Origin of the sequence: Streptomyces sp. RB17 (assembly GCF_009604455.1) — a bacterium.
Taxonomy (GTDB): Bacteria; Actinomycetota; Actinomycetes; order Streptomycetales; family Streptomycetaceae; genus Streptomyces.
In genome coordinates, this window is sequence record NZ_WEGL01000001.1 from 661248 (window position 1) to 685995 (window position 24748).

Genomic DNA, 24748 nt, shown 5'->3' on the forward strand with positions numbered 1-24748 from the left:
GCCTAGTCCACGCCCCTGATCCGCCCCACCAGCACCGCTCCCGCCAGCCCGATCACCGCCGCGACCAGGTACAGCACCGTGTAGCCGCCCAGGTAGGTCACGATCGGGGCCGCCAGCGCGGGGGCCGCCACCTGGGGCAGGGCGTTGGCCACGTTGATCACGCCGAGGTCCTTGCCCCGGTCCAGCGCCCTCGGCAGGACGTCCGTCATCAGCGCGAAGTCGACAGAGGTGAACACGCCGAAGCCGACGCCGAGGACGGCCGCCGCCACGATCGCGCCGGGCCAGGTCTGCCAGCCGGCCAGGGCCGCCGTGGCCACCGCCATCAGCACGCCCGACCAGACGACGAACGGCTTGCGCCGGCCCGTCCGGTCCGACCAGACGCCGCCCGCCACGACCGTCGCCATCAGCGTCAGACTGTTGACGGCCGTCAGGATGAGCACGCCCTGGCCGGGGTCGGCGTAGTGCAGACGGTCCCGCAGGTAGTAGAGGAGGTACAACAGCACCAGCGAGTTGCTGAGGTTGATCAGGAACCGGGTCAGCCAGGCCCAGCCCAGGTCGGGATATCGGCTCGGGCTCAGCCAGAAGCCCGCGAGGAAGCCGCGCCAGGACCACGGCGGCCGGTCGTCGGCCGTCAGCTGCAGATCCGGATACCGCAGCACGTACGGCAGCACCCCCACCGCCGTGAACACCGCGCACGCCGCATACCCGGCCCCCACTCCGCCCGCCACGGTCGCGAGCCCCGTGCCGCCGACCACGCCCAGGATCTGCGCCGCGCCCAGCCAGCCGCCCACCGCACCCCGTTGGAGCCGGGGCACCCGGTCCGGCACGGCCGCGGTCACCGCCGCGAACGCCGCGTTCAGCGTGAGCTGCACCAGGCACCAGCCCACCGCCATGGTCCACATCCCGCCCGCCCTCGCGAGCAGCAGCAGGGACAGCGCGCCGCCCGCCGCCCCGGCGACGATCCACGGCGTACGGCGGCCGGGGCGGGCCGTCGTACGGTCGGACAGGGCGCCGAAGAGCGGGTTGGCGAGCAGGGAGACCACCGCGCCGGCGCCGGTCACCCAGGCCAGCATCGTCTCCTTGGACATCCCGGAGCCGGGCGCGAAGTCCCCCGCCTGGGAGGCGAGCAGGATCTGCAGCGGGCCGAACCAGCCGACCCAGATCGCCCCGTTGGCCAGCGAGAGGGCCGCCGTCCAGCCCCGGCCGACCGGTTCGACTGGCTCGGCGAGCGCGCCCGAGACGCGGACCGTGGTCATCCGTGTGCCGTCATCTCTGGGCCCGGAGCATGTCCCGGAACCAGTGGTAGGAGGCCTTGGGAGTGCGCTTCAGCGTGTCGTAGTCCATGTGCACGAGCCCGAAGCGCCGCTGATACCCCTCGGCCCACTCGAAGTTGTCCATCAGGGACCACACGAAGTACCCGCGCACGTCCACGCCGGCCTCCATGGCGGCGTGCAGGGCGCGGACGTGGGCGTCCAGGTAGGCGATGCGGTCCTGGTCGTCGAGGCCGTCGTAGGAGCAGCCGTTCTCGGTGATGACGACCGGCGGGAGCTTGTCGCCGTAGGTCTCGCGGAAGCCGCACAGCAGCTCGGTGAGGCCCTCCGGGACGACCGGCCAGCCGAAGTCGGTCACCGGCCGGCCCTCGATCTCCCGTACCGAGAAGGGGAGTTCGGCGGGCAGCGCCAGTCCGCCGTACTCGCTGTCGGTGCCGCTCGGGGCACCCACCCGCGTCGGCGCGTAGTAGTTGATCCCGTACCAGTCGACCGGTTCGCCGATGATCTCGAGGTCGGCCGCGACGTCTCCGGGCATCAACTCGGCCATTCCCTCGGGGTACTGGCCGAGGATGACCGGCTCGGCGAAGAGGCGGTTGAGCAGGACGTCGTAGAAGCCGGCCGCCTCCACGTCGGCCGGTTCGGCGGAGGCGGGCCAGGTGGGGCCGTGGGAGTTGGCGATGCCGATGTCCGCCGCCCCGGCCGCGCGCAGGGCCCGTACCGCGAGGCCGTGGGCGAGGAGCTGGTGGTGGGCGACCGGGAGCGCGTCGAAGAGGAGCTGTTCGCCCGGGGCGTGGGCGCCGAGGGCGTGGCCGAGGAGGGTGTGCTCGGCGGGCTCGTTGAGGGTGATCCACTTGGTTACGCGGTCGCCGAGCCGTTCGGCCACGACGGAGACGTACTCGGCGAACCGGTCCGCCGTGTCCCGCCGGAGCCAGTCCAGGGAGGCGGGCAGGTCCCAGTGGAAGAGGGTGGGTACGGGCCGTACGCCCGCCGCGCACAGCTCGTCCACGAGGCGGTCGTAGAAGTCAAGGCCCCCGGGGGAGTTCACCCGGGGCCAGGAGACGGAGAACCGGTACGCGTCCACGCCGAGGCCGGCGAGGAGGTCCACGTCCTCCTGATGGCGGTGGTAGTGGTCACAGGCCACCGCCGCCGTCGACCCGTCCTTCACCCGCCCCGGCTCGGCGGTGAACACGTCCCACACGGACGCCTCGCGCTCGTCCGCCGCCCCCTCGATCTGATGGGCGGAGGTCGACACACCCCACAGGAAGCCGGCCGGGAACCGAGGTATCGGATTGCCTGCGTCAGTCGCCATGGCCGGATCATCCTTACCCCCGGTAACGTAAGTCAACGCCCCGGCGGAAACCCGTTGTCACGCACCTTCCTTCAGCACCTTCGTGATCAACTCCCGCTGTTCCTCGGTGAGTCGGGGATCCGCCGCGTACACCGTGCGGCCGTCCACGGTGATCTCGTACCGGAAGCCGTCCGGGACGCCGGCGGGTGGGGTGCTCCGGCCGGACGCGAGGACGCGCTCGGCCAGGGCGTGCCACGCGAGAGCGTCGGGCCGGCCCGAGGTGTCCACCTCGGCCCGGCGTTCGATGCCCGCGAAACCGCCCGTGCGCCGTACTCGAATACGCATGGGCTCAGTGTCGCAGCGCTACAGCGTCCGCACCCCGACCTGTTCCCACGCCTTCTGCGCGGCCTGGAGCTCGTCCCCGGCGCCGTACCGCTCCCGGGCGGCCTTCACCGTCAGCGTGGCGAAGTCGGTGAACTGCGCGTCCGTCTTGAGCTCGCCGCCGGTGAGCACGTCGTACCAGATCTGCCCGGCCTTCTCCCAGGCGTTGCCGCCGATGGCCGTGGCGACCAGGTAGAAGGCGTGGTTGGGGATGCCCGAGTTGATGTGCACGCCGCCGTTGTCGCGGCCGGTGCGGACATAGTGGTCCATGCTCGCCGGCTGCGGGTCCTTGCCCAGGTTCGGGTCGTCGTACGCGGTGCCCGGGGCCTTCATCGAGCGCAGCGCGGTGCCGTGGACGTGCGGGGCGAGCAGGCCCGCGCCGATCAGCCAGTCGGCCTCGGCGGCGGTCTGGCCGAGGGTGTACTGCTTGATCAGCGAGCCGAAGACATCCGAGACCGACTCGTTGAGCGCGCCGGACTGACCGAAGTACTCCAGGTTCGCGGTGTGCTGGGTGACGCCGTGGGTCAGCTCGTGGCCGATGACGTCGACCGGGATGGTGAAGTCGAGGAAGATCTCGCCGTCGCCGTCGCCGAACACCATCTGCTCGCCGTTCCAGAACGCGTTGTCGTAGTTCTGGTCGTAGTGGACGCTGGCGTCCAGCGGCAGCCCGTTGCCGTCGATGGAGTGCCGGCCGTACGCCTTCAGATACAGCTCGAAGGTGGCGCCGAGGCCCGCGTAGGCGCGGTTGACGGTGGCGTCCGGGACCGCGTCGGCACCCTCCGCGCGGACCTGGGTGCCGGGCAGGTCCTGGGTGTGGTGGGCGTCGTAGATCGTGCGGTGCGGCTGGTCGGCGGCGGTGTCCTTGGGCGCGGCGACGGAGGGCGCACCGATGACCGTGGTCAGGCGGCGCTTGGTGCGCTGGTAGGCGTCGTGCTCCAGGGACCTCCGGGCCGGCCCGGAGAGCGCGGAGTCCTCGGCCTGCGCGAGCTTGTCGAGGACGTGCGGCGGCACGATCGTGCAGAAGACGGGCTCGAAGCCCCCGTTGGTCGTCATGCCCCGCACCATTGCACTCCGTGACACTGATGTCACTAGAGGCCACCGTGATTGGTGAAATACCGGGACAGGAGGGCGACGCTCCGTGACGATGTGCTAGGGCAATGTGGTGCTGCGCACTGTTTGTCCCTTTTGGGGTGGCGGTCCCGCATACTGATACACGTCCCCGAGTCCGGGGCGGCTCGGATAGGCTGCCACGCATCATGCGTTTCGGGCTGCTTCTTCTTAGCTGCCGCGGCGAGGGCCTGTAGTCACAAGGCCGACTCCCTCCCCGCGGAGCTCTGGCGTTGCGTCGTCGGCCGTCCACCCCGGACATCCGGATCCCTCGACCATCCGGACACCCTGAGGAGCCCACGCCATCATGGCCAACCGCCAGCAGCCCACTTCCATGCCGATCCACAAGTACGGCCGCTACGAGCAGGTGGACATCCCGGACCGCACCTGGCCGGACCAGCGGATCACCGTCGCCCCGCGCTGGCTCTCCACCGACCTGCGCGACGGCAACCAGGCCCTGATCGACCCGATGTCGCCCGAGCGCAAGCGCCGGATGTTCGACCAGCTGGTCAAGATGGGCTACAAGGAGATCGAGGTCGGCTTCCCCGCCTCCGGCCAGACCGACTTCGACTTCGTGCGCTCGATCATCGAGGAAGAGGGCGCGATCCCCGACGACGTCACGATCTCCGTACTGACCCAGGCCCGCGAGGACCTGATCGAGCGGACCGTGGAGTCCCTGAAGGGCGCCAAGCGGGCCACCGTCCACCTGTACAACGCCACCGCCCCGGTCTTCCGCCGGGTCGTCTTCCGCGGCTCCAAGGACGACATCAAGCAGATCGCCGTCGACGGCACCCGCCTGGTGATGGAGTACGCCGAGAAGCTGCTGGGCCCGGAGACGGAGTTCGGCTACCAGTACAGCCCCGAGATCTTCACCGACACCGAGCTGGACTTCGCCCTGGAGGTCTGCGAGGCGGTCATGGACGTCTGGCAGCCCGGCCCGGGCCGCGAGATCATCCTCAACCTGCCCGCCACCGTGGAGCGTTCGACCCCGTCCACGCACGCGGACCGCTTCGAGTGGATGCACCGCAACCTGTCGCGCCGCGAGCACGTCTGCCTGTCCATCCACCCGCACAACGACCGCGGTACGGCCGTGGCGGCGGCCGAGCTGGCGCTGATGGCCGGCGCCGACCGCGTCGAGGGCTGTCTGTTCGGGCAGGGCGAGCGCACCGGCAACGTCGACCTGGTCACCCTGGGCATGAACCTGTTCTCCCAGGGCGTCGACCCGCAGATCGACTTCTCCGACATCGACGAGATCCGTCGTACGTGGGAGTACTGCAACCAGATGGAGGTCCACCCGCGCCACCCGTACGTGGGCGACCTGGTCTACACGTCCTTCTCCGGCTCCCACCAGGACGCCATCAAGAAGGGCTTCGACGCGATGGAGGCCGACGCGGCGGCTCGCGGGGTCACGGTCGACGACATCGAGTGGGCGGTGCCGTACCTGCCCATCGACCCGAAGGACGTCGGCCGCTCCTACGAGGCCGTCATCCGCGTCAACTCGCAGTCCGGCAAGGGCGGTATCTCCTACGTCCTGAAGAACGACCACAAGCTGGACCTGCCGCGCCGGATGCAGATCGAGTTCTCCAGGCTGATCCAGGCGAAGACGGACGCCGAGGGCGGCGAGATCACGCCGAAGGAGATCTGGGCGGTCTTCCAGGACGAGTACCTGCCGAACCCGGAGAACCCCTGGGGCCGCATCCAGGTCAGGACGGGGCAGTCGACGACGGACACGGACGGCGTGGACACCCTGACCGTCGAGGCGACGGTCGACGGCGAGGACACCGTCCTGACCGGTACCGGCAACGGTCCGATCTCGGCCTTCTTCGACGCCCTGGAGTCCATCGGCATCGACGTACGCCTGCTGGACTACCAGGAGCACACGATGAGCGAGGGCGCCTCCGCGCAGGCCGCCTCCTACATCGAATGCGCGATCGACGGCAAGGTTCTGTGGGGAATCGGCATCGACGCGAACACGACGCGTGCGTCGCTGAAGGCGGTCGTCTCGGCGGTCAACCGCGCGGCTCGCTGACCCTTCTGACCGGGAGTTTCGTGGCCCCGGCCGCTGTATACGGCGGCCGGGGCCACGGCTGTTCTCGGCCATGGGGCCGGCCAGGTCACAGAAAGGTCTCTTACGGGGTACTGACTCAGCCTTGGTGATGTGGCTAACATCACGCCAGCGCCGCGATGTTGCGGCGTCGTTACGGAGGTGCGACGTGCTGCCAGTACGGGGACGAGACGGCCGTGCCACCAGGGCTGCGCACATCCTGCGCGTCCGCACCGCGTGGACACCCGTCGGGGACGGCGAGTTCTACTGCCCCGGCTGCGGCGGCGACCGCAACTACCAACGGCTCACCGGGCGCCGCAGGCTCACCCTGCTCGGCGTTCCCCTGCTGCCGCGCGGCACCGCGGGCCCGGTCGTGGAGTGTGCCGCCTGCCGCCACCACTACGGCACCGACGTCCTCGACCACCCCACCACCCGCCGCTTCTCCGCGATGCTCCGCGACGCCGTGCACACCGTCGCCCTCGCCGTCCTCGCCGCGGGCGGCACGTCCTCCCGTACGGCCCTGGAGACGGCCGCCGCCGCCGTGCGCGCCGCCGGCTTCGACGGCTGCACCGAGGAACAGCTGGCCGCCCTGGTCGACGCCCTCGCCGCCGACACCGGCCGGGTCCTCGGCGCCGAATGCGGCACCAGCCTGACGATAGAGCTCCACGAGGCACTGGACCCGCTCGCCCCGCACCTCGCCCCGGCCGGCCGCGAGTCCCTCCTCCTCCAGGCCGCCCGCATCGCCCTGGCCGACGGCCCCTACACCCCCGCCGAACGCGACGCCCTCACCACGGTGGGCGCGGCCCTGACCATCTGCGCCGACGACGTGACCCGCCTGCTGGCGGCGGCGCGGACACCGTCCTGAGGGGGGCCACCTCGTAGGCGCGGGTGTGTACTCCCCTGGGAGTAATCGGGCCGTCCCGTCACCCTGTGCAGTACCGGCGAACTCGCTCCCGGGCCCGACGAACGGCGTCCCCTTCGCCGGAAGTCTGGAAGCCGTATCCAGACATCCGCAGCGGAGGGGAGGCCCGATCCATGGAATCCGTGGGGGGCGCGAAAACACGGAGGAGCCGGGGGCTGCCCTGGCTGGTGGTCGGGCTGTGGGCGGTGCTGCTGGCCGTCGTCGCCCCGTTCGCCGCCAAGCTGGGCGACGTCCAGCACGACCGGGCCACCGACTATCTGCCGGCGTCCGCCGACTCCACCCAGGTCGCCAAGCTGCAGGACCGGCTGCCCGGCGGCGAGACCACCGAGCTCGTCCTCGTCTACCACCGGGCGACCGGTCTCACCGCCGCCGACCGGACCACGGCACAGGCCCAGGTCGCCGAGATCGGCCGGCGGCACCGGCCGGCCCAGGGCACCCCGCACGGCATCCCGTCCGCCGACGGCACCACCCTCATGTACCCGGTCACCAGCAACGAGCCCGGCACCGACGAGAAGAAGCGGAACACCTTCGTCGACGACGTCCGCCAAGTCGCCCATGGCCATGGCGGGTTGAGCGTGCGGGTCGGCGGGCCCGCCGCCCTCGCCACCGACGCCTCCGGCGTCTACGCCTCGCTCGGCGGGCCCCTGCTCTACACCACCGTCGCCGTCGTCGCGATCCTGCTCATCCTCATCTACCGCAGCCCCCTGCTGTGGCTGGTCCCGCTCGTCGTCGCCGGCGTCGGCGACTTCCTCGCCCGCGCCGCCGCCTACGGCCTCAACCAGGCCTTCGGCACCACCGTCTCCGGCCAGGGCGCCGGCATCATGACCATCCTCGTCTTCGGCGCCGGCACCGACTACGCCCTGCTCCTCGTCTCCCGCTACCGCGAGGAGCTACGGCGCCACGAGCGCCCGTACGACGCGATGCGCGCCGCCCTGCGCGGCTGCGGGCCCGCCGTCCTCGCCTCCTCCGGCACGGTGGCCGTCGGACTGCTCTGTCTGCTCGCCGCCGACCTCAACTCCAGCCGGGGCATGGGCCCCCTCGGCACGGTCGGTGTGCTGTGTGCGCTCGCCGCGATGCTGACCCTGCTGCCGGGCCTCCTGGTGCTGCTGGGCCGCCGGGTCTTCTGGCCGCTCGTCCCCGCCTACGGCAGCACGCCCAAGGTCCGCCGGTCCCTGTTCGCCGCGATGGGCACCTCGGCCGGGCGGCGCCCGCTGACCGTCCTCGCCTCCGGCGCCGTCCTGCTCGGCGCGCTCGCGCTGGGCACCCTCAACCTGCCCGGCGCGATCAAGCAACTGGACACCTTCGTGGACCGGCCCGAGTCCGTGACCGCCATGGAGACGGTGGCCAAGGCCTACCCGGAGCGGTCCGCGCAGCCCATCGAGATCATGACCCCGGCCGGGCGTGCCGACGCGACCCTCGCCGTGGTCAAGGGCACCCGGGGAGTGGCCGATGCACGGGAGGGCCGTACCGGCGGAGGCTGGACCGAGATCACCGTGACCGCGTCCGCGCCGCCCCAGACCGCCGCCGAGACCGCCACCATCGAGGCGCTCCGGCACCGGCTGCCCGGCTCCCACGTCGGCGGGCCCAGCGCCCAGCAGCTCGACCTGAAGGACACCAGCGCCCGCGACCGCCTGGTGGTCGTCCCGATCGTGCTCCTGTCCGTGCTGCTGATCCTCATCGTCCTGCTGCGCTCCCTGGCCGCCCCGCTGCTCCTCGTCGCCGCCGTGGTCGCCGTGTGGGGCGCGGCCCTCGGCCTCGGCGGGCTCGTCTTCGGTCCGCTGTTCGGCTTCCCCGGCACCGATCCCGGCCTCGGCCTGCTGTCCTTCGTCTTCCTGGTCGCCCTCGGTGTCGACTACGGCATCTTCCTGATGCACCGGATGCGGGAGGAGGCCTTGCAAGGTGCCGAACCCGTCGCAGCCGCCCTTACCGCGCTGCGCACCACCGGCGGGGTCATCGCCTCCGCCGGGCTGGTCCTCGCGGCCACCTTCGCCGTGCTGACGAACATGGGCCTGGTGTCCCTGGTCGAGCTGGGCTTCGTCATCGCCGTCGGCGTCCTGCTGGACACCTTCCTCGTCCGCACCTACCTGGTGACCAGCGCGAGCGTCGCGCTCGGGCGCAGGGTGTGGTGGCCGGGCCGGCTGTCCCGCCCGGCACCGGACGCCGACCGCACGCCGGAGCCGGTGAGCGCGTAGCGGAAGATGAATCCCGTGCAGGCAACCGTCACGAACCCCGTGCAGGCAACCATCACCGCGTCCCGGCCCGGCCGGACCCTCGCGTCCCTGGATCCCCTGCGGCAGGACGCGCTCCTGGCCGCCGCGCTCGCCGCGCTCGCCTCCGTCATCGCCGTCACCATCGGCAGCGGCCGGCACCCGGACGCGCTCGGCTGGGCCCTGCTGCTCGGGCTGCACGTGCCGCTGCTGTGGCGCCGGCGGGCCCCGCTGACCGTGCTGGCGGTCATGATCGTCATGATCGCGACCTACCACCAGCTGGACTACAACCACTCGGCGCCCACCGCCGCCTCGATGGTCGTCCTCTACACGGTCGCGGTGACCCACGGCCCCCGGCGCACGGCCCTCATCGGCGCCGCCGTCGTCTCGCTGATGCTGCTCCTGAAGATCCGCCACGGCATGGCCGGGGTCCAGGTGAGCTTCCAGATCACCGGCTGGATCGTCTCCATGCTCGTCCTCGGCGGCTACATCCGCGTCCACCGGGAGAACGCCGCCGCCGCCGTGGAACGCGCCGAACGCGCCGAACGCACCCGTGAGGAGGAGGCCCGGCGCCGGGTCGCCGAGGAGCGCCTGCGCATCGCCCGCGACCTGCACGACCTGCTCGCCCACACCATCACCCTCATCGGCGTGCAGACCTCGGTCGCCGCGCACGTCCTGGCGGCCGACCCCGATCGCCTGGACCGCACGGCCGTCGCGCAGGCCCTCGACGACATCGCCGAGACCTGCCGCACGGCCCGCGGTGAACTCCGTACGACCCTGGAGGTGCTGCGCGACCCCGGCACCCCGGACGCCCGCGGCCCGCTGCCCGGCCTCGCGGGCCTCGCCGAACTGGCGAAGTCGGCGGGCGCCCGGGTGGAGCTGGCCGTGCGGGCCGACGGGGTGCCGCCGGCCGTCGGCGCCGCCGCCTACCGGATCGTGCAGGAGGCACTCACCAACGCGGTACGGCACGGCGGCCGGGCCGACCTGACCGTGCGGGTGGGCGTGCACGAGGAGGTGGACGGCCTGCGCGTCCGGGTCACCGACGACGGGGTGGGCGGCCCCGGTGACGGCCCGCCCGGCTTCGGGCTCGTCGGGATGCGGGAGCGGGCCCGCAGCGTCGGCGGCACGGTCGACGCCGGACCGCGCGACGACGGACCCGGTTTCGAGGTGAGCGCCGTACTGCCGCTCGGGGAGAAGCCGGGGGAGCAGAGATGATCCGGGTACTGCTCGCCGACGACCAGACCCTGGTGCGGGCCGCGTTCGCGATGCTCGTGGAGTCGGCGCCGGACATGGAGGTCGTCGGGCAGGCCGGCACCGGCCGCGAGGCCGTCGACCTGGCCCGCGCCGAGCGCGCCGACGTCGTCCTGATGGACATCCGCATGCCCGGCCTGGACGGCATCGAGGCGACTCGGCTGATCGCCGCCGACGAGGACCTCGCCGGGGTCAGGGTCCTGGTGCTCACCACCTACGACACCGACGAGCACGTGGTGGAGGCGCTGCGGGCCGGCGCCTCCGGCTTCCTGGTGAAGGACACCCGTCCGGCCGACCTCCTGGACGCGATCCGCACGGTCGCGGCGGGCGAGGCACTGCTCTCCCCGGGTCCCACGGCACGCCTGATCGAGCGGTTCCTGCGCAGCCCGTCGGCGCCCGTGACCGGCGGCCCCGAGTGCCTGTCGGACCGGGAGCGTGAGGTGCTCGCCCTGGTCGCGCGCGGCCTCAACAACGCCGAGATCGCCGAGGTGTTGGGCCTCAGCCCGCTCACCGCCAAGACCCATGTCAGCCGGATCATGGGCAAGCTCGGCGCCCGCGACCGCGCCCAGCTGGTGATCGTCGGCTACGAGTCGGGGCTGGTGATCCCTGGCAGCATGGGCGGGTGACACCGAAGAGCCGCACCCTGCTCACCGCCGCCCTCGCGCTCCTCACCACACTCACCGCCCGCCTGCCCGCCCACGCCGCACCGGCGTCGGCGCGGGCGGTCGCCCGCTGCGTCTCGTCGGTGCCGTACGTCACCGGCCGGGGCGGCTACGCCGCCTACCGCATCCCCGCGGTCGTGAAGACCCGGCGCGGCACCTTGCTGGCCTTCGCCGAGGGGCGGCGGAACGGCGTCGGCGACACCGGTGACATCGACGTCGTCCTGCGCCGCTCCACCGACGGCGGCTGCACCTGGGGCCCGCTGACCGTCGTGACCGCCGGACACGGGGACACCCGGGGCAACCCGGCACCGGTCGTGGACCCGCGCACCGGTGCCGTCGTCCTGGTGACCTGCGCCAACAGCGGGAAGGCGACGGAGGAGCAGATCCGGCGCGGTGCGGGGGAGCGCCGGGTGTTCGTGCAGCGCAGCCGGGACGACGGCCGGCACTTCACACCTCCGCAGGACATCACGGCACAGGTGAAGCGGCCCGGCTGGGGCTGGTACGCCACCGGCCCCGGCCACGCCGTCGCCCTGACCCGGGGCCCGCACGCCGGCCGGCTGCTCGTCCCCGCCAACCACTCCGTCGCCTCGCCCGCCACGTCCTCGCGCCCCGGGTCCCGGTACGACGGCGGGCACGCGCTCTACAGCGACGACGGCGGCCGCACCTGGCGGCTCGGCTTCGTGACCCGGGCCGACGACGGCGTGACCAACGTCAACGAGACGACCGCCGCCCAACTCCCCGACGGCCGCCTCTACTTCAACGCCCGCGACCAGTACGGCACCGCCCCCGGCAACCGCCTCGACACCTACTCCGACGACGGCGGCACCACCCTCGTCCGCCCCTACGCCGTCCAGCCCACCCTCGACGCCGTCCCGGTCGTCCAGGGCAGTGTCCTCCAACTCCACGGCCGCAAAGCCCCGTTGCTGTTCTCCGCCCCGTCCGTACCGACCGCCCGCCGCGCCCTGGCACTCTGGTCCAGCCCGGACTGCGGCCACACCTTCACCAGGCTCATCACCCTCTCGGACCGCCCGGCCGCCTACTCGGACCTGGTCCAGCTGGGCCCCAGCACGGTCGGCGTCCTGTTCGAGACGGGCGCGGCACACAGCTACGACACCGTGGAGTTCCGGAGACTAGCCGTGCCCCGATAGGGGCGCGGGGCTACAACAACCCCGCCGCCGCCAAGAACTTCCCCACCCTCTCCGTCTCTTCCCCCGACAGTGGCACCTGCGGCTCCGCCGTGACGGCACAGTCGATGACGCCCCGCACATGCAGCGCAGCCTTGAACGCGCCCAGTGCCGACGAGCTGCCCCCCATCCGCGCCGGATCCCCGACCGTGACCATCCCGAACAGCGCGCACAGCCGTTCCTGCTCCACCCGCGCCCCCTCCCAGTCGCCGGCGCGGCACATCCGGTACAGCCGGACGTACCCGTGCGGGTCGACGTTGGCCAGCCCCGGCACCGCCCCGTCGGCGCCCAGTGCCAGCGCGGAGTCGACGATCAGCTCGGAGCCGGTCAGCACGCTGAACCCGGGGTGCACGCGGGCGCCGGTGACGATCTCGCGGAAGGCGGCCAGGTCCCCGCTGGAGTCCTTGACCCCGGCCAGCACCCGGTCGGCGGCGAGCCCCAGCACCACGTCGGCGGGGAGCTTGGTGTGCACGGCGACGGGGATGTCGTAGGCGATGACCGGCACCTCGGACGCGGCGGCGATCCGGCGGTAGTGGTGGACGATCTCGGCGCGGTGGGTGCGGGCGTAGAAGGGAGCGGTGACGACCACCGCGTCCGCTCCGGCCGCCGTCACCGCCGTGACATGGTCCAGGACGCGTGGCGTGGTCATGTCGATGGCGCCGGCGAGGATCGGCAGCCGGCCGCCCACATGGGCGGCGACCGCCTCCACGACCTGCCTGCGCTGCCGGTCCGTGAGGAACGCCGCCTCGGACGTGGACCCGAGCAGGAACAGCCCGTGCACCCCGCCCTCCGTCAGATGGTCGACCAGTCGGAGCAGCGAGCGCACATCCACCTCGCGCTCCGGTGTCAGGGGCGTACAGACGGGCGGGACGACACCGGTGAGCGGGGTGGGGAAGGGCATGTCAGGGCTCCTGGCGTGCTAGGTCTGCTAGGTCTCGGGTCGATTCCTCCTCCTCAACAGGATGGTGGCACCGGTAGCGGTGTCCGGGCCGCGACGCGGCCGAGAAGTCCGGCATCACCTCGGCACACAACCCGTCCGCCTTCCAGCAGCGGGTGCGGAACGGACAGCCGCTCGGCGGCCGGGTCGCCGAGGGCACCGGCCCGGTCAGCGGGATCGGGTCGATCGGGTCCAGCAGGCCGGGCGTGGCGGAGAACAGGGCGCGGGTGTACGGGTGCCGGGCAGCGTCGGTGACCCGGTCGGCCGGGGTCTCCTCCACGATCCGGCCCAGGTACATGGTGATCACCCGGTCGCTCATCCGCCGTACCGTCTGGATGTCGTGCGAGACGAACACCAGGGCCAGGGCGAGGCGTTCCTTCAGGTCCAGCAGGAGGTTCAGGATCTGGGCGCGGACCGACACGTCCAGGGCGCTGGTCGGCTCGTCGGCGACGACCAGCGCCGGATCCAGCGCGAGCGCGCGGGCGATGGCGACGCGCTGCCGCTGCCCGCCGGAGAGCTGCCCGGGCAGGGCGTCGGCCAGCGCCCGGGGAAGCCCGACCAGACTCATCAACTCCCTTACCCGCTCCTCCCGTTCGGCCCGGGCGCCACGCTGGTGCACATCCAGCGGGTCACGCAGGATCCGTCGTACGGTCAGCCGCCGGTTGAGCGCGGTCGACGGGTCCTGGAAGACCAGCCCGACGCCCGCGCCGACCGTGGCCCGGCGCTCGGCGGGCGGCATCGTCCACAGGTCACGGCCCCGGAACGCCACCGAGCCCGACACCGGCCGCTGGATGCCCACCAGCACCCGCGCCAGTGTCGACTTCCCGCACCCCGACTCGCCGACCACGCCCACCGTCTCCCCGGCGGCCACGGTGAGATCGGCACCGGTCAGGGCGTACACCCGGTCACGGCGGAACAACCCGCCGCTGCGGGCCTTGTGCACGACATGGGCGTCCCGGACCTCGACGACGGCGTTCACTGGAGAACCTCCCCCACGGGCACGGCCGGATGATGGCAGGCGGCCGCGTGGGTGGCCGTACCGGCGAGGACGGGGGCGTGCGCATGGCACACCTCGCTCGCCAGCGGGCAGCGGTCGGCGAAGCGGCAGCCCGCCGGGAAGTCGGCCGGGGCCGGTACGACCCCCTTGATCTGCGTCATCCGTTCCTCGGCCGACTCCAGCGAGAGCACGCTGCCGAGCAGGCCGCGCGTGTAGTGGTGGGCCGGCGCCGCCACCAGGTCGGCGGTCACCCCGCTCTCCACGATCTGCCCGCCGTACATCACCACCACCCGGTCGGTGATGTCGGCGACCAGCGCCAGATCGTGCGAGACCAGGATCAGCGCGAACCCCAGCTCCTCGCGCAGCCTGAGCAGCAGCTCCATCACCTGGGCCTGCACGGTGACGTCCAGGGCGGTCGTCGGCTCGTCCGCGACGATCAGCCGCGGGTCGCGCGAGAGGGCCATGGCGATGAGCACACGCTGCCGCTGCCCGCCGGACAGCTCGTGCGGATAGCTGCGCAGGGTGCGCTCGGGGTCCAGCCCGACCAGCTCCATGAGCTCGCGCGGACCGCGGCTGCCCCCGCGTCGGACGAGCTGTTTCAGCTGGGCGCGGATGGTCATCGCCGGGTTCAGCGAGGACAGGGCGTCCTGGTAGACCATCGCCATCTCGTGCCCGAGCAGCCGCCGCCGTACCCGCATCGGCTCGGCGAGCAGGTCCCGCTGCCGGAACCGCACCTGCCCGCCGATGCGCGCCTGCCTCGGCTGGAGCCCCATGACGGTGAGCGCGGTCAGCGACTTCCCGCAGCCCGACTCGCCCACCAGACCGAGCACCTCACCCGGGTACACCTCGAAGCTGACCCCGGCGACGATGTCCACGCCCCGGTGCCGGTCCGGGAAGCCGATGGTCAGGTTCTCCACGGCGAGCACCGGCTGCCCGCTCCGGTCGGGCAGCGGCCGGGCCCGGGACCGCAGCCGCCGCGCGGCCTCGGTCAGCCCGGGCAGCTGCAGCACCTCACCGCTGCCCGGATCCGGCGCCTCCAGCCGGTCCTCCGGTGTCTCGACCTCGCGTGCCGCGGGTGCCGCCCAGGCGTCGGACACGCCCTCGGAGAGGATGTTCAGCGACAGCACGGTCAGCAGGATCAGCAGCCCGGGGAAGACGGTCGCCCACCAGCCGCCGGTCAGCACCATGTTCTTGCCGTCGGCGATGACACTGCCCCAGGACGGGTCCGGCGGCCGCACCCCGGCGCCGATGAAGGACAGCGACGCCTCGAACACGATCGCCTCGGCGACCTGCACCGTGCAGAACACCAGCACCGGGGCGGCGCAGTTGACGGCCACGTGCCGCACCACGACATGGGGCGTACGGGCGCCGATCACCCGTTCCGCCGTGACGTAGTCCTCGCCGTACTGATCGAGGACATTGGCCCGTACCACCCGCGCCACGGGCGGCGTGAACAGGAAGGCGATGGCGCAGATCAGCACGCCGATCCCGCCGCCGAACACCGCGACCAGCACGGCCGCGAGCGCGATCCCCGGGAACGCCATCACCACGTCGAGGCAGCGCATCAGCGTCTCGTCGACGCCCTTGCGGGAGGTGGCCGCGACCGCCCCGATGACGGCACCCACGACCAGCGCGAGCGCCGTGGCCCCCAGCCCGATCGCCAGCGACCACCGGGCGCCGTACATCAGCCGGCTCAGGATGTCCCGGCCGAGGCTGTCCTGCCCCAGCCAGTGCGCGGCGGACGGATGGCCGCTGCCGCCGACCGGGTCCTGCTGGTCGAGGGGATCGTCGGGTGCGAGGAGCGGGGCCAGTACGGCGACGAGGATGACGAAGGCCAGGAAACAGACGGCGACCTTCGACAGCAGGGGCAGCCGACGCCGGCCCCGCAGCCGTACGCCGCCGGGCCGGGAGAGCCGCTCGGCAAGAGTCGCGCGCGTGACCATCAGCCCGCCCTCAGACGTGGGTTGACCAGCAGATACAGGATGTCGATAACGAGATTGACGACGACGAACCCGGTGGCGGTCGTCAGCACCACCCCCTGCACCACCGCCGGGTCGCCGTTCTGCACGGCGTCGATCATCAGCTTGCCCATGCCGGGCAGCGAGAAGATCGTCTCGATGACGACCGCACCGCCGAGGAGATAGCCGACCCGAAGCCCGAGCACGGTCAGCGGATTGACCAGGGCGTTCCTGAGCACATTCCGCCCGACGACGACCCAGGGCGGCAACCCGCTCCCGATCGCCGTCCGCACATAGTCCTTGTCCAGCTCCTCCACGACCGAGGTGCGGACGATCCTCGTCAGCTGCGCGGCCACCGGCAGCGAGAGGGCGAAGGCGGGCAGCGCCATGGTCTTCAGCCAGCCGGTGACCGAGTCGGCCGGGTTGATGTAACCGCCGGTCGGGAACCAGCCCCGGTCCACCGCCAGGTACTGGATCATCAGCAGCGCCAGCCAGAAGCCGGGCGCGGCCACCCCGACCAGCGACACGACCCGGATGAACTGGTCCGGGATCCGGTCCCGGTACACGGCGGCCGTCACCCCGCCCACCAACGCCAGCACCACCGCGACGGCGAGGCCGAGGAAGGTCAGCTGGAGGGTGAGCGGCAGCGCGGTGGTGACCTGGTCGACCACCGGCGCCCGGGTCAGGGCGCTGGTGCCGAGGTCGCCGTGGAGCAGGGCGCCGACGAAGTGGACGTACCGCACCGGGAGCGGGTCGAGCAGCCCGTTCCGTTCCCGGAAGTCGTGCAGCTGCTGCGGAGTCGGATTCGCCCCCTGGAAGAACGCGGACGCCGGATCGACGTCCGAGAACCGCATCACCAGGAACACGAACAGCACGATCCCGAGCATCAGCGGCACGAGCAGCGCGATACGGCGGAGCAGGATCCGTACGACGGCTGTCATGCCCTCAGACCCACTTGGCCTGGAGGAGATTGATGCCCGGGTAGGGCTGCGCCCTTATGCCCGTGAGCTTCCGGGCATCCCAGGCGGTCATCAGCTCGTTGTGAACGACCGGGTACAGCACGGCCTGCTCGGCGACGACGTCGATGTAGTCCTGGATGATCGCCTTCTTCTTCTGTGGGTCCGGCTCCCGGGTGGCCCGGTCCATGTCCTTGAACAGCTGCTGGGCGACGGGGTCGCCGGCCCACCGGGTGTACCCCATCCACAGATTCTGCGGCCCGTAGTTGTAATGCATGATCAGGTCGGCATCGAGCCCGAACTGATTGGGATTGGAGGCCGCGGCGACGACCTGGTAGTCCTGCTTCTGGTCCATCTTGGTGAACACGGCGGTGGTCTCCTGCGGCGCCAGGGAAGTCTCCACCCCGATCGCGTCCCACGACGCCTTGATGGTCGGCAGACAGTCCACGATCCAACTGACGTTCACCGCGAGGATGTTGACCTTGAGGTTGCTGACGCCGGCGGCTTTGAGGAGGGCCTTGGCCTTCTGCGGGTCGTAGTCGTAGACGGTCTTGGCCCGCCGGTAGGCCGGGTTCCCCTCGTTCAGGAACGACGAGGCGGGCTTCCCGTGCCCCTTGAGGGCGACCTGCACCATTTTCTCGGTGTCGATGGCGTAGTGCAGCGCCTGCCGCACCCGCACGTCGTCGAAGGGCTTGTGCTGGGTGTTGAACATCAGGAACAGGTTGTTCATCCCGGCGCCGCCCGCGACCTTCAGGCCCCCTTGTTCCAGCCGGGCGATGTTGGCGTACGGGATGTTGTCGGCGATCTGCGCCCCGGCGTCGCTGCCCGAGATCTTCGCGACGCGCGGAGCGGCGTCCACGATGGTCAGCCAGTTCATGCGTTTGAAGGCGGGCGGGCGGGGCCCGTTGTAGGCGGCGAAGGCCTCGAAGGTGGTGTTGGACTTCGGGTGGTGCGCGGTCTGCCGGTACGGCCCCGAGCCGACGGCCAGCCCCTTGATGGCGTCGTCCCAGGCGCCGGGCCTGGAGAAGACGTGCTTCGGCATGATCTTGGCGAGGGTGAGCCGGGAAAGACCGTCGGGGAAGGGGAACTTGAGCGTGAGCTCGACGGTGCGCGGGTCGACCTTCCTGGCGCCGCTGAGCCAGCCGGCGAAGAACCCCTTGGCGAGCGTCTGTGTGCCCGGGTCGAGGATCCGGTCGAAGACGAACACGACGTCGTCGGCGGTGACGGGCTTGCCGTCGTGAAAGGTCGCCCCCGACCGCAGGGTGAACCGCCAGGTGGTGGCGTTCCGGTCCTTCGGCACCTCGGTGGCGAGCGCCGGATACGGCACCCGGGTGATCGGGTCGGTGTCCAGCAGCCCCTCGTAGACATGGTTGTTGGCGGCCATGCAGAACGCCGACGCCGTCTGTGTCGGATCCCAGCTGCCGTCGTTTCCGTAGCCGATGACGGCGGTCAGCGTCCGGTCCTTGCCGCTGCCACCACCCCCGGTGTCGTTCGTGGACTGAGGCCCTGCGGAGCAGCCCGCCAGCACGGGCGGCAGTACGGCGGCCGCGCCCAGTGCCCCCGTGTACTTCAGGAACGACCGGCGGCGCGGTGCCGGTACGTCGGGATTCACGTCGGTCACGTCGTCGCGCACGGGTCCTCCAGCAGTCGTTGGGGGAGGGGAGGAGGGGTGGCAGGAGGGGAGTGGGGAGATACGACGTCCTACGTCCTACGTCCGGTCGGTAGCGCGACCATAGGAGGGGGCGTGGGGGTGGTCAAGACGGCGCACACGAATGGGCTAGCCGCCAGAGGTCGGCACCAATGGCGTGGCTCAAATGGGGGCGTCAGCGGCGAGTTGACGGCAGTGCGGGTCTTTGGGGGCGATGTGGGTCCGGGGGCTTGGGGGCATAGGGGTCTCGGGAGCGTTGGGGCCCTGGGAGCGCTGGCCCACCGCAACCGCCGCGGTGAAGACGACGTTGACCAGGGACTCGCCGACGTTGTGCGCGGCCGCGCCGTCGGCACCGAGCCGGGCGGCGGCGAAGGTCAGCACGCCCAGCACGGTGAACTTCACCAGCACCGTCCCGGCGAGCGGCAGCCCCACTCGGGCGAGCCGCAGTACCTGGCGTGGATCGGGTCGCCCGGGACGGATGCGGCGGCCGGCGAGCACCGTGCGGCGGCGCAGCGCGTCAGGGTGGAGGTGAGTATGGCGACACCCGCGCCGGTCAGGCCGTGGCTCGGCAGTGTCCCAGGCTCGCCGACCAGCAGCACCGACAGCGTGACCGACACGGCGGTGCCGAGCATCCCGGACCTCATCACCTGGGCGGAGTGCCCGAGGGCCACCAGCACGGAGGTGGCCGACTGGCCGACCGCGATCAGCAGCACACTCGCCGCCAACAGCCAGGGGAACACGCCGAGTTGGTCCAGCATGCGCGGTGGGACGCCCCACACCCCACCGATCAGCGGCACCGCCGCCACCGCGGCCGCGCACAGCCCGCCCACCGTGAACGCCAGCCACATGCCGGCACGCACCAGCGGCAGCCAACTGCCCGGGATCGTCACGGTGCGGCGCGACGAACGGCATCACACCGCGCAGGGCGCCCGCCACGGTGGCCGTCGCCGGACTGAACACCGCCACGGTCACCGCGAAGGCGGCGAGTGACACGGTGGCGTACCGGCCGAGCAGCGCGGTGTCGACGAGCGAGCCGGCCGACGCGGCCAGGGTGGTCGCGTAGAGCGGCGCGGCTGCACGGGCGATGGTCCAGAACGCGGTGCGATCACTCACGTACGCCGATCCTGCCACGCAACTCGGCCGACAGGTCGGCGCGTTGGGTACCTGACGCACTCCCGACACCGGCCAGCTGATCAGTTGCCGTGGGGCCGCCCGCTTCTCCCTCAGTGTCGTGCTTCCGCGAGCCGAGTAAAGGGCGCTGCGCGTCGCCTTCGGCGATGGCCCTCCGGGCCACCCTTGACTCGGCTCACTCCAGCACGGGCGAGAAGCGAGCGGGCAGCCCGGAGAAAGTGGCCGCCTTACCGGGGTCGGGCCCTGAGCCGGGCTGCGTCCGCACCGCCGGCGAAGGCACGCCCCAGCGCCTCGCCTGCACGCCGGGTGGGGTTGGCGGGTTGCGGCTGGTGGGTGGGGGCGGGGTCGGGGGTGGTGGCGGCGTGCCGGGTGGGCTGAGCGGCGGCCGGTTGGTGGGTGGGGGCGGGTTGCGGCTGGTGGGTGGGGCGCGGTCGGGGGTGGCGGCGTGCCGGGTGGGCTGAGCGGCGGCCGGTTGGTGGGTGGGGGCGGATCGCGGCTGGTGGGTGGGGCGCGGTCGGGGGTGGCGGCGGCGCGCGGCTGGTGGCTGGCGGCGCGCGGCTGGTGGCTGGCGGCGTGCGGCTGGTGGACCCCATGGCCCACGGGCCTCTCTTGCCCCTTCGGCCCCTCTGGGCCCCTGACCCTCTGGCCCCTCCGGCACCCAGGGCCTCTCATCGGTCAGTGATTGGCAGATTTGTTCCGCCCTCCTCCAGCAACCACCCCCCTGACCAGCCACTTTACCTTCGGAGCCTTGCCCAAATCTTCCAATCACCGCCTCGGCGGAGCGCGTGAGGTCTGTCGCGGGCGAGGGCACGCCGGGGAAACTTGGCGGCTTGCGGCCGGGGGGTAGGGGCGCAGTCGCGGGCGGCGGCATGCCGGGGGAGCTTGAGGGCTTGCGGTTGGGGCGGGTGCAGTGGCTCTCCCCGGTCGCCCACTCGGGCGTGTTCGGCAGCCGCACCACCACCCGTCGGCCGGGCTCGACGCCGCGCAGCCGCAGCCCGGCCGTCATCCGGCTCACCCGGCGGTCCAGCTGGAAGTAGGTCAGGCGGGTCGTGCCGCGGACGAGCGCGATGCGTGGGCCGTGCTCGCGCGTCCAGTCGTGCAGCAGCTCGGGCAGGGGGCGGCCCTGCCAGAAGCCGGCGCGGCGGTAGGCGAGGGCGGTGTCCTCGGGCCAGGGGGTGAAGCCGTCAAGCGGCACGGGCTCCACCTTCTTCCCACGTCGTGTCCGTCACGCCCATCTTCAACATATTGTTTAACGGCATCGACAGGGGAGCGCTTGGGCGAGAATGGTGCCCATGAGTCTGTTCCGCGACGACGGCATCGTGCTGCGCACCCAGAAACTGGGTGAGGCGGACCGGATCATCACCCTGCTCACACGCGGCCACGGACGGGTACGTGCCGTGGCCCGGGGCGTGCGGCGGACCAAGTCGAAGTTCGGGGCCCGGCTGGAACCCTTCTCCCACGTCGACGTGCAGTTCTTCGCGCGCGGGAGCGAGCTGATCGGGCGGGGTCTGCCACTGTGCACACAGAGTGAGACCATCGCGCCGTACGGTGGCGGGATCGTCACCGACTACGCCCGGTACACCGCCGGGACGGCCATGCTGGAGACCGCCGAACGGTTCACCGATCACGAGGGGGAGCCGGCGGTGCAGCAGTATCTGCTGCTGGTCGGCGCCCTGCGCACCCTCGCTCGGGGCGAGCACGCGCCCCACCTCGTCCTCGACGCCTTCCTGCTCCGCTCCCTCGCCGTCAACGGGTACGCGCCCAGTTTCAGCGACTGCGCGAAGTGCGGGATGCCCGGTCCGAGCCGGTTCTTCTCCGTGGCCTCCGGTGGCTCCGTCTGCGTCGACTGCCGGGTGCCCGGGAGTGTCGTACCGTCGCCGCAGACCCTGGTGCTCCTCGGTGCGCTGCTTACGGGAGACTGGGAGACGGCGGACGCCTGCGAGGCGCGGTACGTCCGCGAGGGCAGCGGGCTGGTGTCCGCCTACCTGCACTGGCATCTGGAGCGCGGGCTGCGGTCGCTCAGGTACGTCGAGAAGTAAGCGCCCAGGTACGTCGGGAAACAAGAGCGAGAAGCAAGAGCGAGAAGCAAGAGGGAGACGAGAAGCACATGGTCGTACGCGGGATCCTGGGGCGCCAGCGGCGCGAGTACAAGGCGCCGGAGCCGCACCCGTCCGGTGCCCGCGTGCCCAAGCTCCCCGGCGAGCTGGTCCCGAACCACGTGGCCATCGTCATGGACGGCAACGGGCGCTGGGCGAAGGAGCGGGGCCTGCCCCGTACGGAGGGCCACAAGGTCGGTGCCGAGCGCGTCCTCGACGTGCTCCAGGGATCCATCGAGGTCGGCGTCCGCAACATCTCCCTCTACGCCTTCTCCACCGAGAACTGGAAGCGGTCGCCCGACGAGGTCCGCTTCCTGATGAACTTCAACCGCGACTTCATCCGCAAGACGCGGGACCAGCTCGACGAACTCGGCATCCGGGTGCGCTGGGTGGGCCGTATGCCCAAGCTGTGGAAGTCGGTCGCCAAGGAACTGCAGGTCGCCCAGGAGCAGACCAAGGGGAACGACCTGCTCACCCTGTACTTCTGCATGAACTACGGCGGCCGGGCCGAGCTCGCCGACGCGGCGAAGGCGCTGGCCGAGGACGTCGCGGCGGGACGGCTGGACCCGGCGAAGGTCAACGAGAAGACCATCCAGAGGTACCTGTACTACCCGGACATGCCGGACGTGGACCTCTTCCTCCGCCCCAGCGGGGAGCAGCGCACCTCCAACTATCTGCTCTGGCAGAGCGCCTACGCCGAGATGGTCTTCCAGGACGTGCTGTGGCCCGACTTCGACCGCCGTGACCTGTGGCGGGCCTGCGTCGAATTCGCCTCCCGCGACCGGCGGTTCGGCGGTGCCGTCCCGAACGAGGAACTCCTCGCCATGGAGGCGGCGATGAAGGGCGACGAGTCCATCTCGTAGCCACCGGCGGTTCAGGCGGGCCGCCGAGGATGCGGGACTCATGAGACGTCTCACGCCTGTCCTCGCCCTCGGCGCCCTGCTGCTCACCGCGCTGCCCGCGCACGCAGCCGCCGGCCCCGCGCACCGCGAGAGTTACGGCACCAAGGCCCCGTACGAGCCCGAGCAGAGCGCACACACCTACCAGTGGCCCCCGGCCGGTTACACCGCCGTCTTCACCGAGAACGTCTCCCGGCACGGCTCCCGTTCGGCGACCGGCGGCGAGGACGGCGACCTGATCCTCGGGCTGTGGGACAAGGCTCAGGAGGAGGGGCAACTCACTGGTAGGGGCGGGGAGTTCGGGCCGACGGTGCGGGCGCTCATGGCGGCCATGGAGAAGGTCGGGTACGGCAACCTCAGCGGGCGCGGCCGGCAGGAGATGCGGGACACCGCGACGCGCATGCAGCAGCGCCTGCCCGCGCTGTTCGCGCGGATCGCCGACCGGGGCGAGAAGATCGACGTGGTCAGCTCCGGGCAGGGGCGGGCCGTGGACAGCGCGAGCGAGTACACCGGTGCCCTCGCCTTTGCCGACCCCGCGCTGCGGCCGCTGATCGGGGCGACCCGGCGGACAAGGACCTGCTGTACTTCCACAAGGCGGCGGGCGGTGCGGCGTACCGCGACTACATTGCCAACGACCAGCGCCTCAAGGACACGCTGAACGCCATCACCGACCAGCCCAGGACGCACGAGGCCGCGCGCAGTGTGCTGCGGCGGATCTTCGAGGAGCCGTTCGTCGACGGGATCAGCGACCAGGCCGGCGCCGCGCAGGCCGTCTACAACCTGTACGCGATCGCTCCGGCGATGATCCAGGAGAGCCCTGCCCCGGACGGCAAGGGCTGGGACATGGACCGATTCGTCTCCCGCTCGGACGCCGCCTGGTTCGGCTACCTCGGGGACGTGGAGGACTTCTACGAGAAGGGCCCCGGCTTCTCCGACAGCGACATCACGTACAAGATGGCGGACGTCCTCCTGGACGACTTCTTCAAGCAGGTGGAGGCCAAGCGCGCCGACGCCAGCGACCTCGGCGCCGAACTGCGCTTCACCCACGCCGAAGAGATCATCCCCCTGGCCGCGCTGATGGGCCTGCCGGGCAGCACGAAGCCGACGACACCGGAGGAGGCGTACACGTACGGCAACAATCCCTGGCGGGGCGCGTCCGTCGCTCCCCTCGGCGCCAACATCCAGTGGGACGTGTACGAGAAGGACGGCCGTTACCTGGTCCGTATGCTCTACAACGAGCGGGAGACGCCGTTCAAGGCGGGCTGCCGTCCGATCGCCAGGGGCAGCGCCTTCTACGACCTGGACGAACTGGAGCACTGCTTCGGACGAGGCTGAGGCGAGCGACCCGACGCACCCCCGCGGCGTTCAGCCGGCCGCGCAATCAGCACACGTGCCGAAGATCTCCACCGTGTGGGCCACGTTGACGTAACCGTGCTCCGCCGCGATCGCCTCCGCCCACTTCTCCACGGCCGGCCCCTCCACCTCCACCGCCTTGCCACACGCGCGGCAGACGAGATGGTGATGGTGTTCACCGGTCGAGCAGCGGCGGTACACGGACTCGCCGTCGGACGTGCGCAGGACGTCGACCTCGCCGGCGTCGGCGAGGGACTGGAGGGTGCGATAGACCGTGGTCAGGCCGACCGAGTCGCCCTTGTGCTTGAGCATGTCGTGCAGTTCCTGCGCGCTGCGGAACTCGTCGACCTCGTTCAGGCACGCCGCCACGGCTGCACGCTGTCGGGTCGCGCGGCCCTTCACGGGCGGTCCAGCGGTCGTCACCGTTGTCTCCTCACGTCTCGCTTCTGCCCGGGC

Annotated in this window: 22 protein-coding genes and 1 pseudogene; 10 read left to right on the top strand and 13 right to left on the bottom strand. The window is 71.6% G+C overall.

Annotated elements, in window-relative coordinates; translation table 11 throughout:
- Positions 1–2 precede the first annotated feature (2 nt).
- The 4 genes from SRB17_RS03025 to SRB17_RS03040 are packed head-to-tail and all read right to left on the bottom strand — an operon-like array spanning position 3 to position 3993.
- A complete protein-coding gene (locus SRB17_RS03025) occupies positions 3–1256 on the bottom strand; it encodes an MFS transporter (RefSeq protein ID WP_153534336.1) in 1254 nt (417 codons plus the stop codon).
- A 10-nt stretch (positions 1257–1266) separates the two neighbouring features.
- Positions 1267–2580: a GH1 family beta-glucosidase gene (locus tag SRB17_RS03030; protein WP_153534338.1), complete on the bottom strand. Its 1314-nt coding sequence runs from the start codon at positions 2578–2580 to the stop codon at positions 1267–1269.
- A 57-nt stretch (positions 2581–2637) separates the two neighbouring features.
- Positions 2638–2904 (bottom strand): protealysin inhibitor emfourin, encoded by a 267-nt coding sequence (locus SRB17_RS03035; RefSeq protein ID WP_153534340.1) that lies wholly within the window; start codon positions 2902–2904, stop codon positions 2638–2640.
- Between the two features lie 18 nt (positions 2905–2922).
- Positions 2923–3993 (bottom strand): M4 family metallopeptidase, encoded by a 1071-nt coding sequence (locus tag SRB17_RS03040; protein WP_153534342.1) that lies wholly within the window; start codon positions 3991–3993, stop codon positions 2923–2925.
- 361 nt (positions 3994–4354) lie between these two features.
- On the opposite strand from SRB17_RS03040, the gene leuA reads away from it, so the two are divergent.
- The 6 genes from leuA to SRB17_RS03070 all read left to right on the top strand — a co-directional run bounded on the left by leuA (position 4355) and on the right by SRB17_RS03070 (position 12281).
- Positions 4355–6076 (top strand): 2-isopropylmalate synthase, encoded by a 1722-nt coding sequence (gene leuA, locus SRB17_RS03045; protein ID WP_153534344.1) that lies wholly within the window; start codon positions 4355–4357, stop codon positions 6074–6076.
- A gap of 184 nt (positions 6077–6260) precedes the next feature.
- A complete protein-coding gene (locus tag SRB17_RS03050) occupies positions 6261–6956 on the top strand; it encodes a TerB family tellurite resistance protein (protein WP_323374890.1) in 696 nt (231 codons plus the stop codon).
- Positions 6957–7126: 170 nt separating this feature from the next.
- Positions 7127–9205 carry an MMPL family transporter gene (locus SRB17_RS03055; RefSeq protein WP_153534346.1) on the top strand — a complete coding sequence of 693 codons (2079 nt, stop codon included), beginning with the start codon at positions 7127–7129 and terminating at the stop codon, positions 9203–9205.
- 15 nt (positions 9206–9220) lie between these two features.
- Positions 9221–10435, top strand: coding sequence for a sensor histidine kinase (locus tag SRB17_RS03060; RefSeq protein WP_416237018.1), 1215 nt, complete (start codon positions 9221–9223; stop codon positions 10433–10435).
- Entirely contained in the window at positions 10432–11097 is a 666-nt protein-coding gene (locus tag SRB17_RS03065) for a response regulator transcription factor (RefSeq protein ID WP_153534350.1), read from the top strand. The genes SRB17_RS03060 and SRB17_RS03065 overlap by 4 nt, the downstream gene beginning before the upstream one ends.
- Positions 11094–12281, top strand: a complete 1188-nt coding sequence (locus SRB17_RS03070) for a sialidase family protein (RefSeq protein ID WP_323374891.1) — start codon at positions 11094–11096, stop codon at positions 12279–12281. The genes SRB17_RS03065 and SRB17_RS03070 overlap by 4 nt, the downstream gene beginning before the upstream one ends.
- A gap of 10 nt (positions 12282–12291) precedes the next feature.
- Here the strand turns inward: SRB17_RS03070 and SRB17_RS03075 are convergent, their stop codons facing one another.
- From SRB17_RS03075 to SRB17_RS45945, 7 genes are all read right to left on the bottom strand, one after another.
- Positions 12292–13218 carry a dihydrodipicolinate synthase family protein gene (locus SRB17_RS03075; protein ID WP_153534352.1) on the bottom strand — a complete coding sequence of 309 codons (927 nt, stop codon included), beginning with the start codon at positions 13216–13218 and terminating at the stop codon, positions 12292–12294.
- 1 nt (position 13219) lies between these two features.
- Positions 13220–14233: an ABC transporter ATP-binding protein gene (locus SRB17_RS03080; RefSeq protein ID WP_323374892.1), complete on the bottom strand. Its 1014-nt coding sequence runs from the start codon at positions 14231–14233 to the stop codon at positions 13220–13222.
- Complete coding sequence (locus SRB17_RS03085; RefSeq protein WP_153534354.1) at positions 14230–16194, bottom strand: dipeptide/oligopeptide/nickel ABC transporter permease/ATP-binding protein; 1965 nt, start codon at positions 16192–16194, stop codon at positions 14230–14232. The genes SRB17_RS03080 and SRB17_RS03085 overlap by 4 nt, the downstream gene beginning before the upstream one ends.
- Positions 16194–17150, bottom strand: a complete 957-nt coding sequence (locus tag SRB17_RS03090; protein ID WP_153534355.1) for an ABC transporter permease — start codon at positions 17148–17150, stop codon at positions 16194–16196. The genes SRB17_RS03085 and SRB17_RS03090 overlap by 1 nt, the downstream gene beginning before the upstream one ends.
- Positions 17151–17154: 4 nt before the next feature.
- Positions 17155–18798: an ABC transporter substrate-binding protein gene (locus SRB17_RS03095; protein ID WP_323374893.1), complete on the bottom strand. Its 1644-nt coding sequence runs from the start codon at positions 18796–18798 to the stop codon at positions 17155–17157.
- A 177-nt stretch (positions 18799–18975) separates the two neighbouring features.
- Positions 18976–19215, bottom strand: coding sequence for a hypothetical protein (locus SRB17_RS45290; protein ID WP_194293884.1), 240 nt, complete (start codon positions 19213–19215; stop codon positions 18976–18978).
- Entirely contained in the window at positions 19212–19703 is a 492-nt protein-coding gene (locus SRB17_RS45945) for a hypothetical protein (RefSeq protein WP_228395823.1), read from the bottom strand. The genes SRB17_RS45290 and SRB17_RS45945 overlap by 4 nt, the downstream gene beginning before the upstream one ends.
- Positions 19704–19750: 47 nt before the next feature.
- On the opposite strand from SRB17_RS45945, the gene SRB17_RS47480 reads away from it, so the two are divergent.
- Positions 19751–19876 carry a hypothetical protein gene (locus SRB17_RS47480; RefSeq protein WP_267133401.1) on the top strand — a complete coding sequence of 42 codons (126 nt, stop codon included), beginning with the start codon at positions 19751–19753 and terminating at the stop codon, positions 19874–19876.
- A 243-nt stretch (positions 19877–20119) separates the two neighbouring features.
- Here SRB17_RS47480 and SRB17_RS45950 read toward each other — a convergent pair whose 3' ends face one another.
- Positions 20120–21148 (bottom strand): AMP-binding protein, encoded by a 1029-nt coding sequence (locus SRB17_RS45950; RefSeq protein ID WP_323374894.1) that lies wholly within the window; start codon positions 21146–21148, stop codon positions 20120–20122.
- A gap of 88 nt (positions 21149–21236) precedes the next feature.
- Between SRB17_RS45950 and recO the strand changes: the two genes are divergently transcribed.
- The 3 genes and pseudogenes from recO (at position 21237) to SRB17_RS03120 (ending at position 24274) form a co-directional block, all read left to right on the top strand.
- Positions 21237–21983 carry a DNA repair protein RecO gene (gene recO / locus SRB17_RS03110; protein ID WP_153534357.1) on the top strand — a complete coding sequence of 249 codons (747 nt, stop codon included), beginning with the start codon at positions 21237–21239 and terminating at the stop codon, positions 21981–21983.
- A 68-nt stretch (positions 21984–22051) separates the two neighbouring features.
- The gene (locus tag SRB17_RS03115) at positions 22052–22903 is read left to right on the top strand and encodes an isoprenyl transferase (protein WP_153534359.1); all 852 of its coding nucleotides are present in this window, start codon (positions 22052–22054) and stop codon (positions 22901–22903) included.
- A 40-nt stretch (positions 22904–22943) separates the two neighbouring features.
- Positions 22944–24274 (top strand): annotated as a pseudogene (locus tag SRB17_RS03120) (histidine-type phosphatase).
- A 30-nt stretch (positions 24275–24304) separates the two neighbouring features.
- Here SRB17_RS03120 and SRB17_RS03125 read toward each other — a convergent pair.
- A complete protein-coding gene (locus SRB17_RS03125; RefSeq protein WP_323374895.1) occupies positions 24305–24715 on the bottom strand; it encodes a Fur family transcriptional regulator in 411 nt (136 codons plus the stop codon).
- Between the last annotated feature and the right edge of the window lie 33 nt (positions 24716–24748).

Coding starts and splice junctions, on each gene's coding strand:
- SRB17_RS03030 (WP_153534338.1), bottom strand. CDS start 2,580: ATGGCGACTGACGCAGGCAATCCGATACCTCGGTTCCCGGCCGGCTTC.
- SRB17_RS03075 (WP_153534352.1), bottom strand. CDS start 13,218: ATGCCCTTCCCCACCCCGCTCACCGGTGTCGTCCCGCCCGTCTGTACG.
- SRB17_RS03055 (WP_153534346.1), top strand. CDS start 7,127: ATGGAATCCGTGGGGGGCGCGAAAACACGGAGGAGCCGGGGGCTGCCC.
- SRB17_RS03115 (WP_153534359.1), top strand. CDS start 22,052: ATGGTCGTACGCGGGATCCTGGGGCGCCAGCGGCGCGAGTACAAGGCG.
- recO (WP_153534357.1), top strand. CDS start 21,237: ATGAGTCTGTTCCGCGACGACGGCATCGTGCTGCGCACCCAGAAACTG.
- SRB17_RS03085 (WP_153534354.1), bottom strand. CDS start 16,194: ATGGTCACGCGCGCGACTCTTGCCGAGCGGCTCTCCCGGCCCGGCGGC.
- leuA (WP_153534344.1), top strand. CDS start 4,355: ATGGCCAACCGCCAGCAGCCCACTTCCATGCCGATCCACAAGTACGGC.
- SRB17_RS03035 (WP_153534340.1), bottom strand. CDS start 2,904: ATGCGTATTCGAGTACGGCGCACGGGCGGTTTCGCGGGCATCGAACGC.
- SRB17_RS03040 (WP_153534342.1), bottom strand. CDS start 3,993: ATGACGACCAACGGGGGCTTCGAGCCCGTCTTCTGCACGATCGTGCCG.
- SRB17_RS03025 (WP_153534336.1), bottom strand. CDS start 1,256: ATGACCACGGTCCGCGTCTCGGGCGCGCTCGCCGAGCCAGTCGAACCG.
- SRB17_RS03090 (WP_153534355.1), bottom strand. CDS start 17,150: ATGACAGCCGTCGTACGGATCCTGCTCCGCCGTATCGCGCTGCTCGTG.
- SRB17_RS03065 (WP_153534350.1), top strand. CDS start 10,432: ATGATCCGGGTACTGCTCGCCGACGACCAGACCCTGGTGCGGGCCGCG.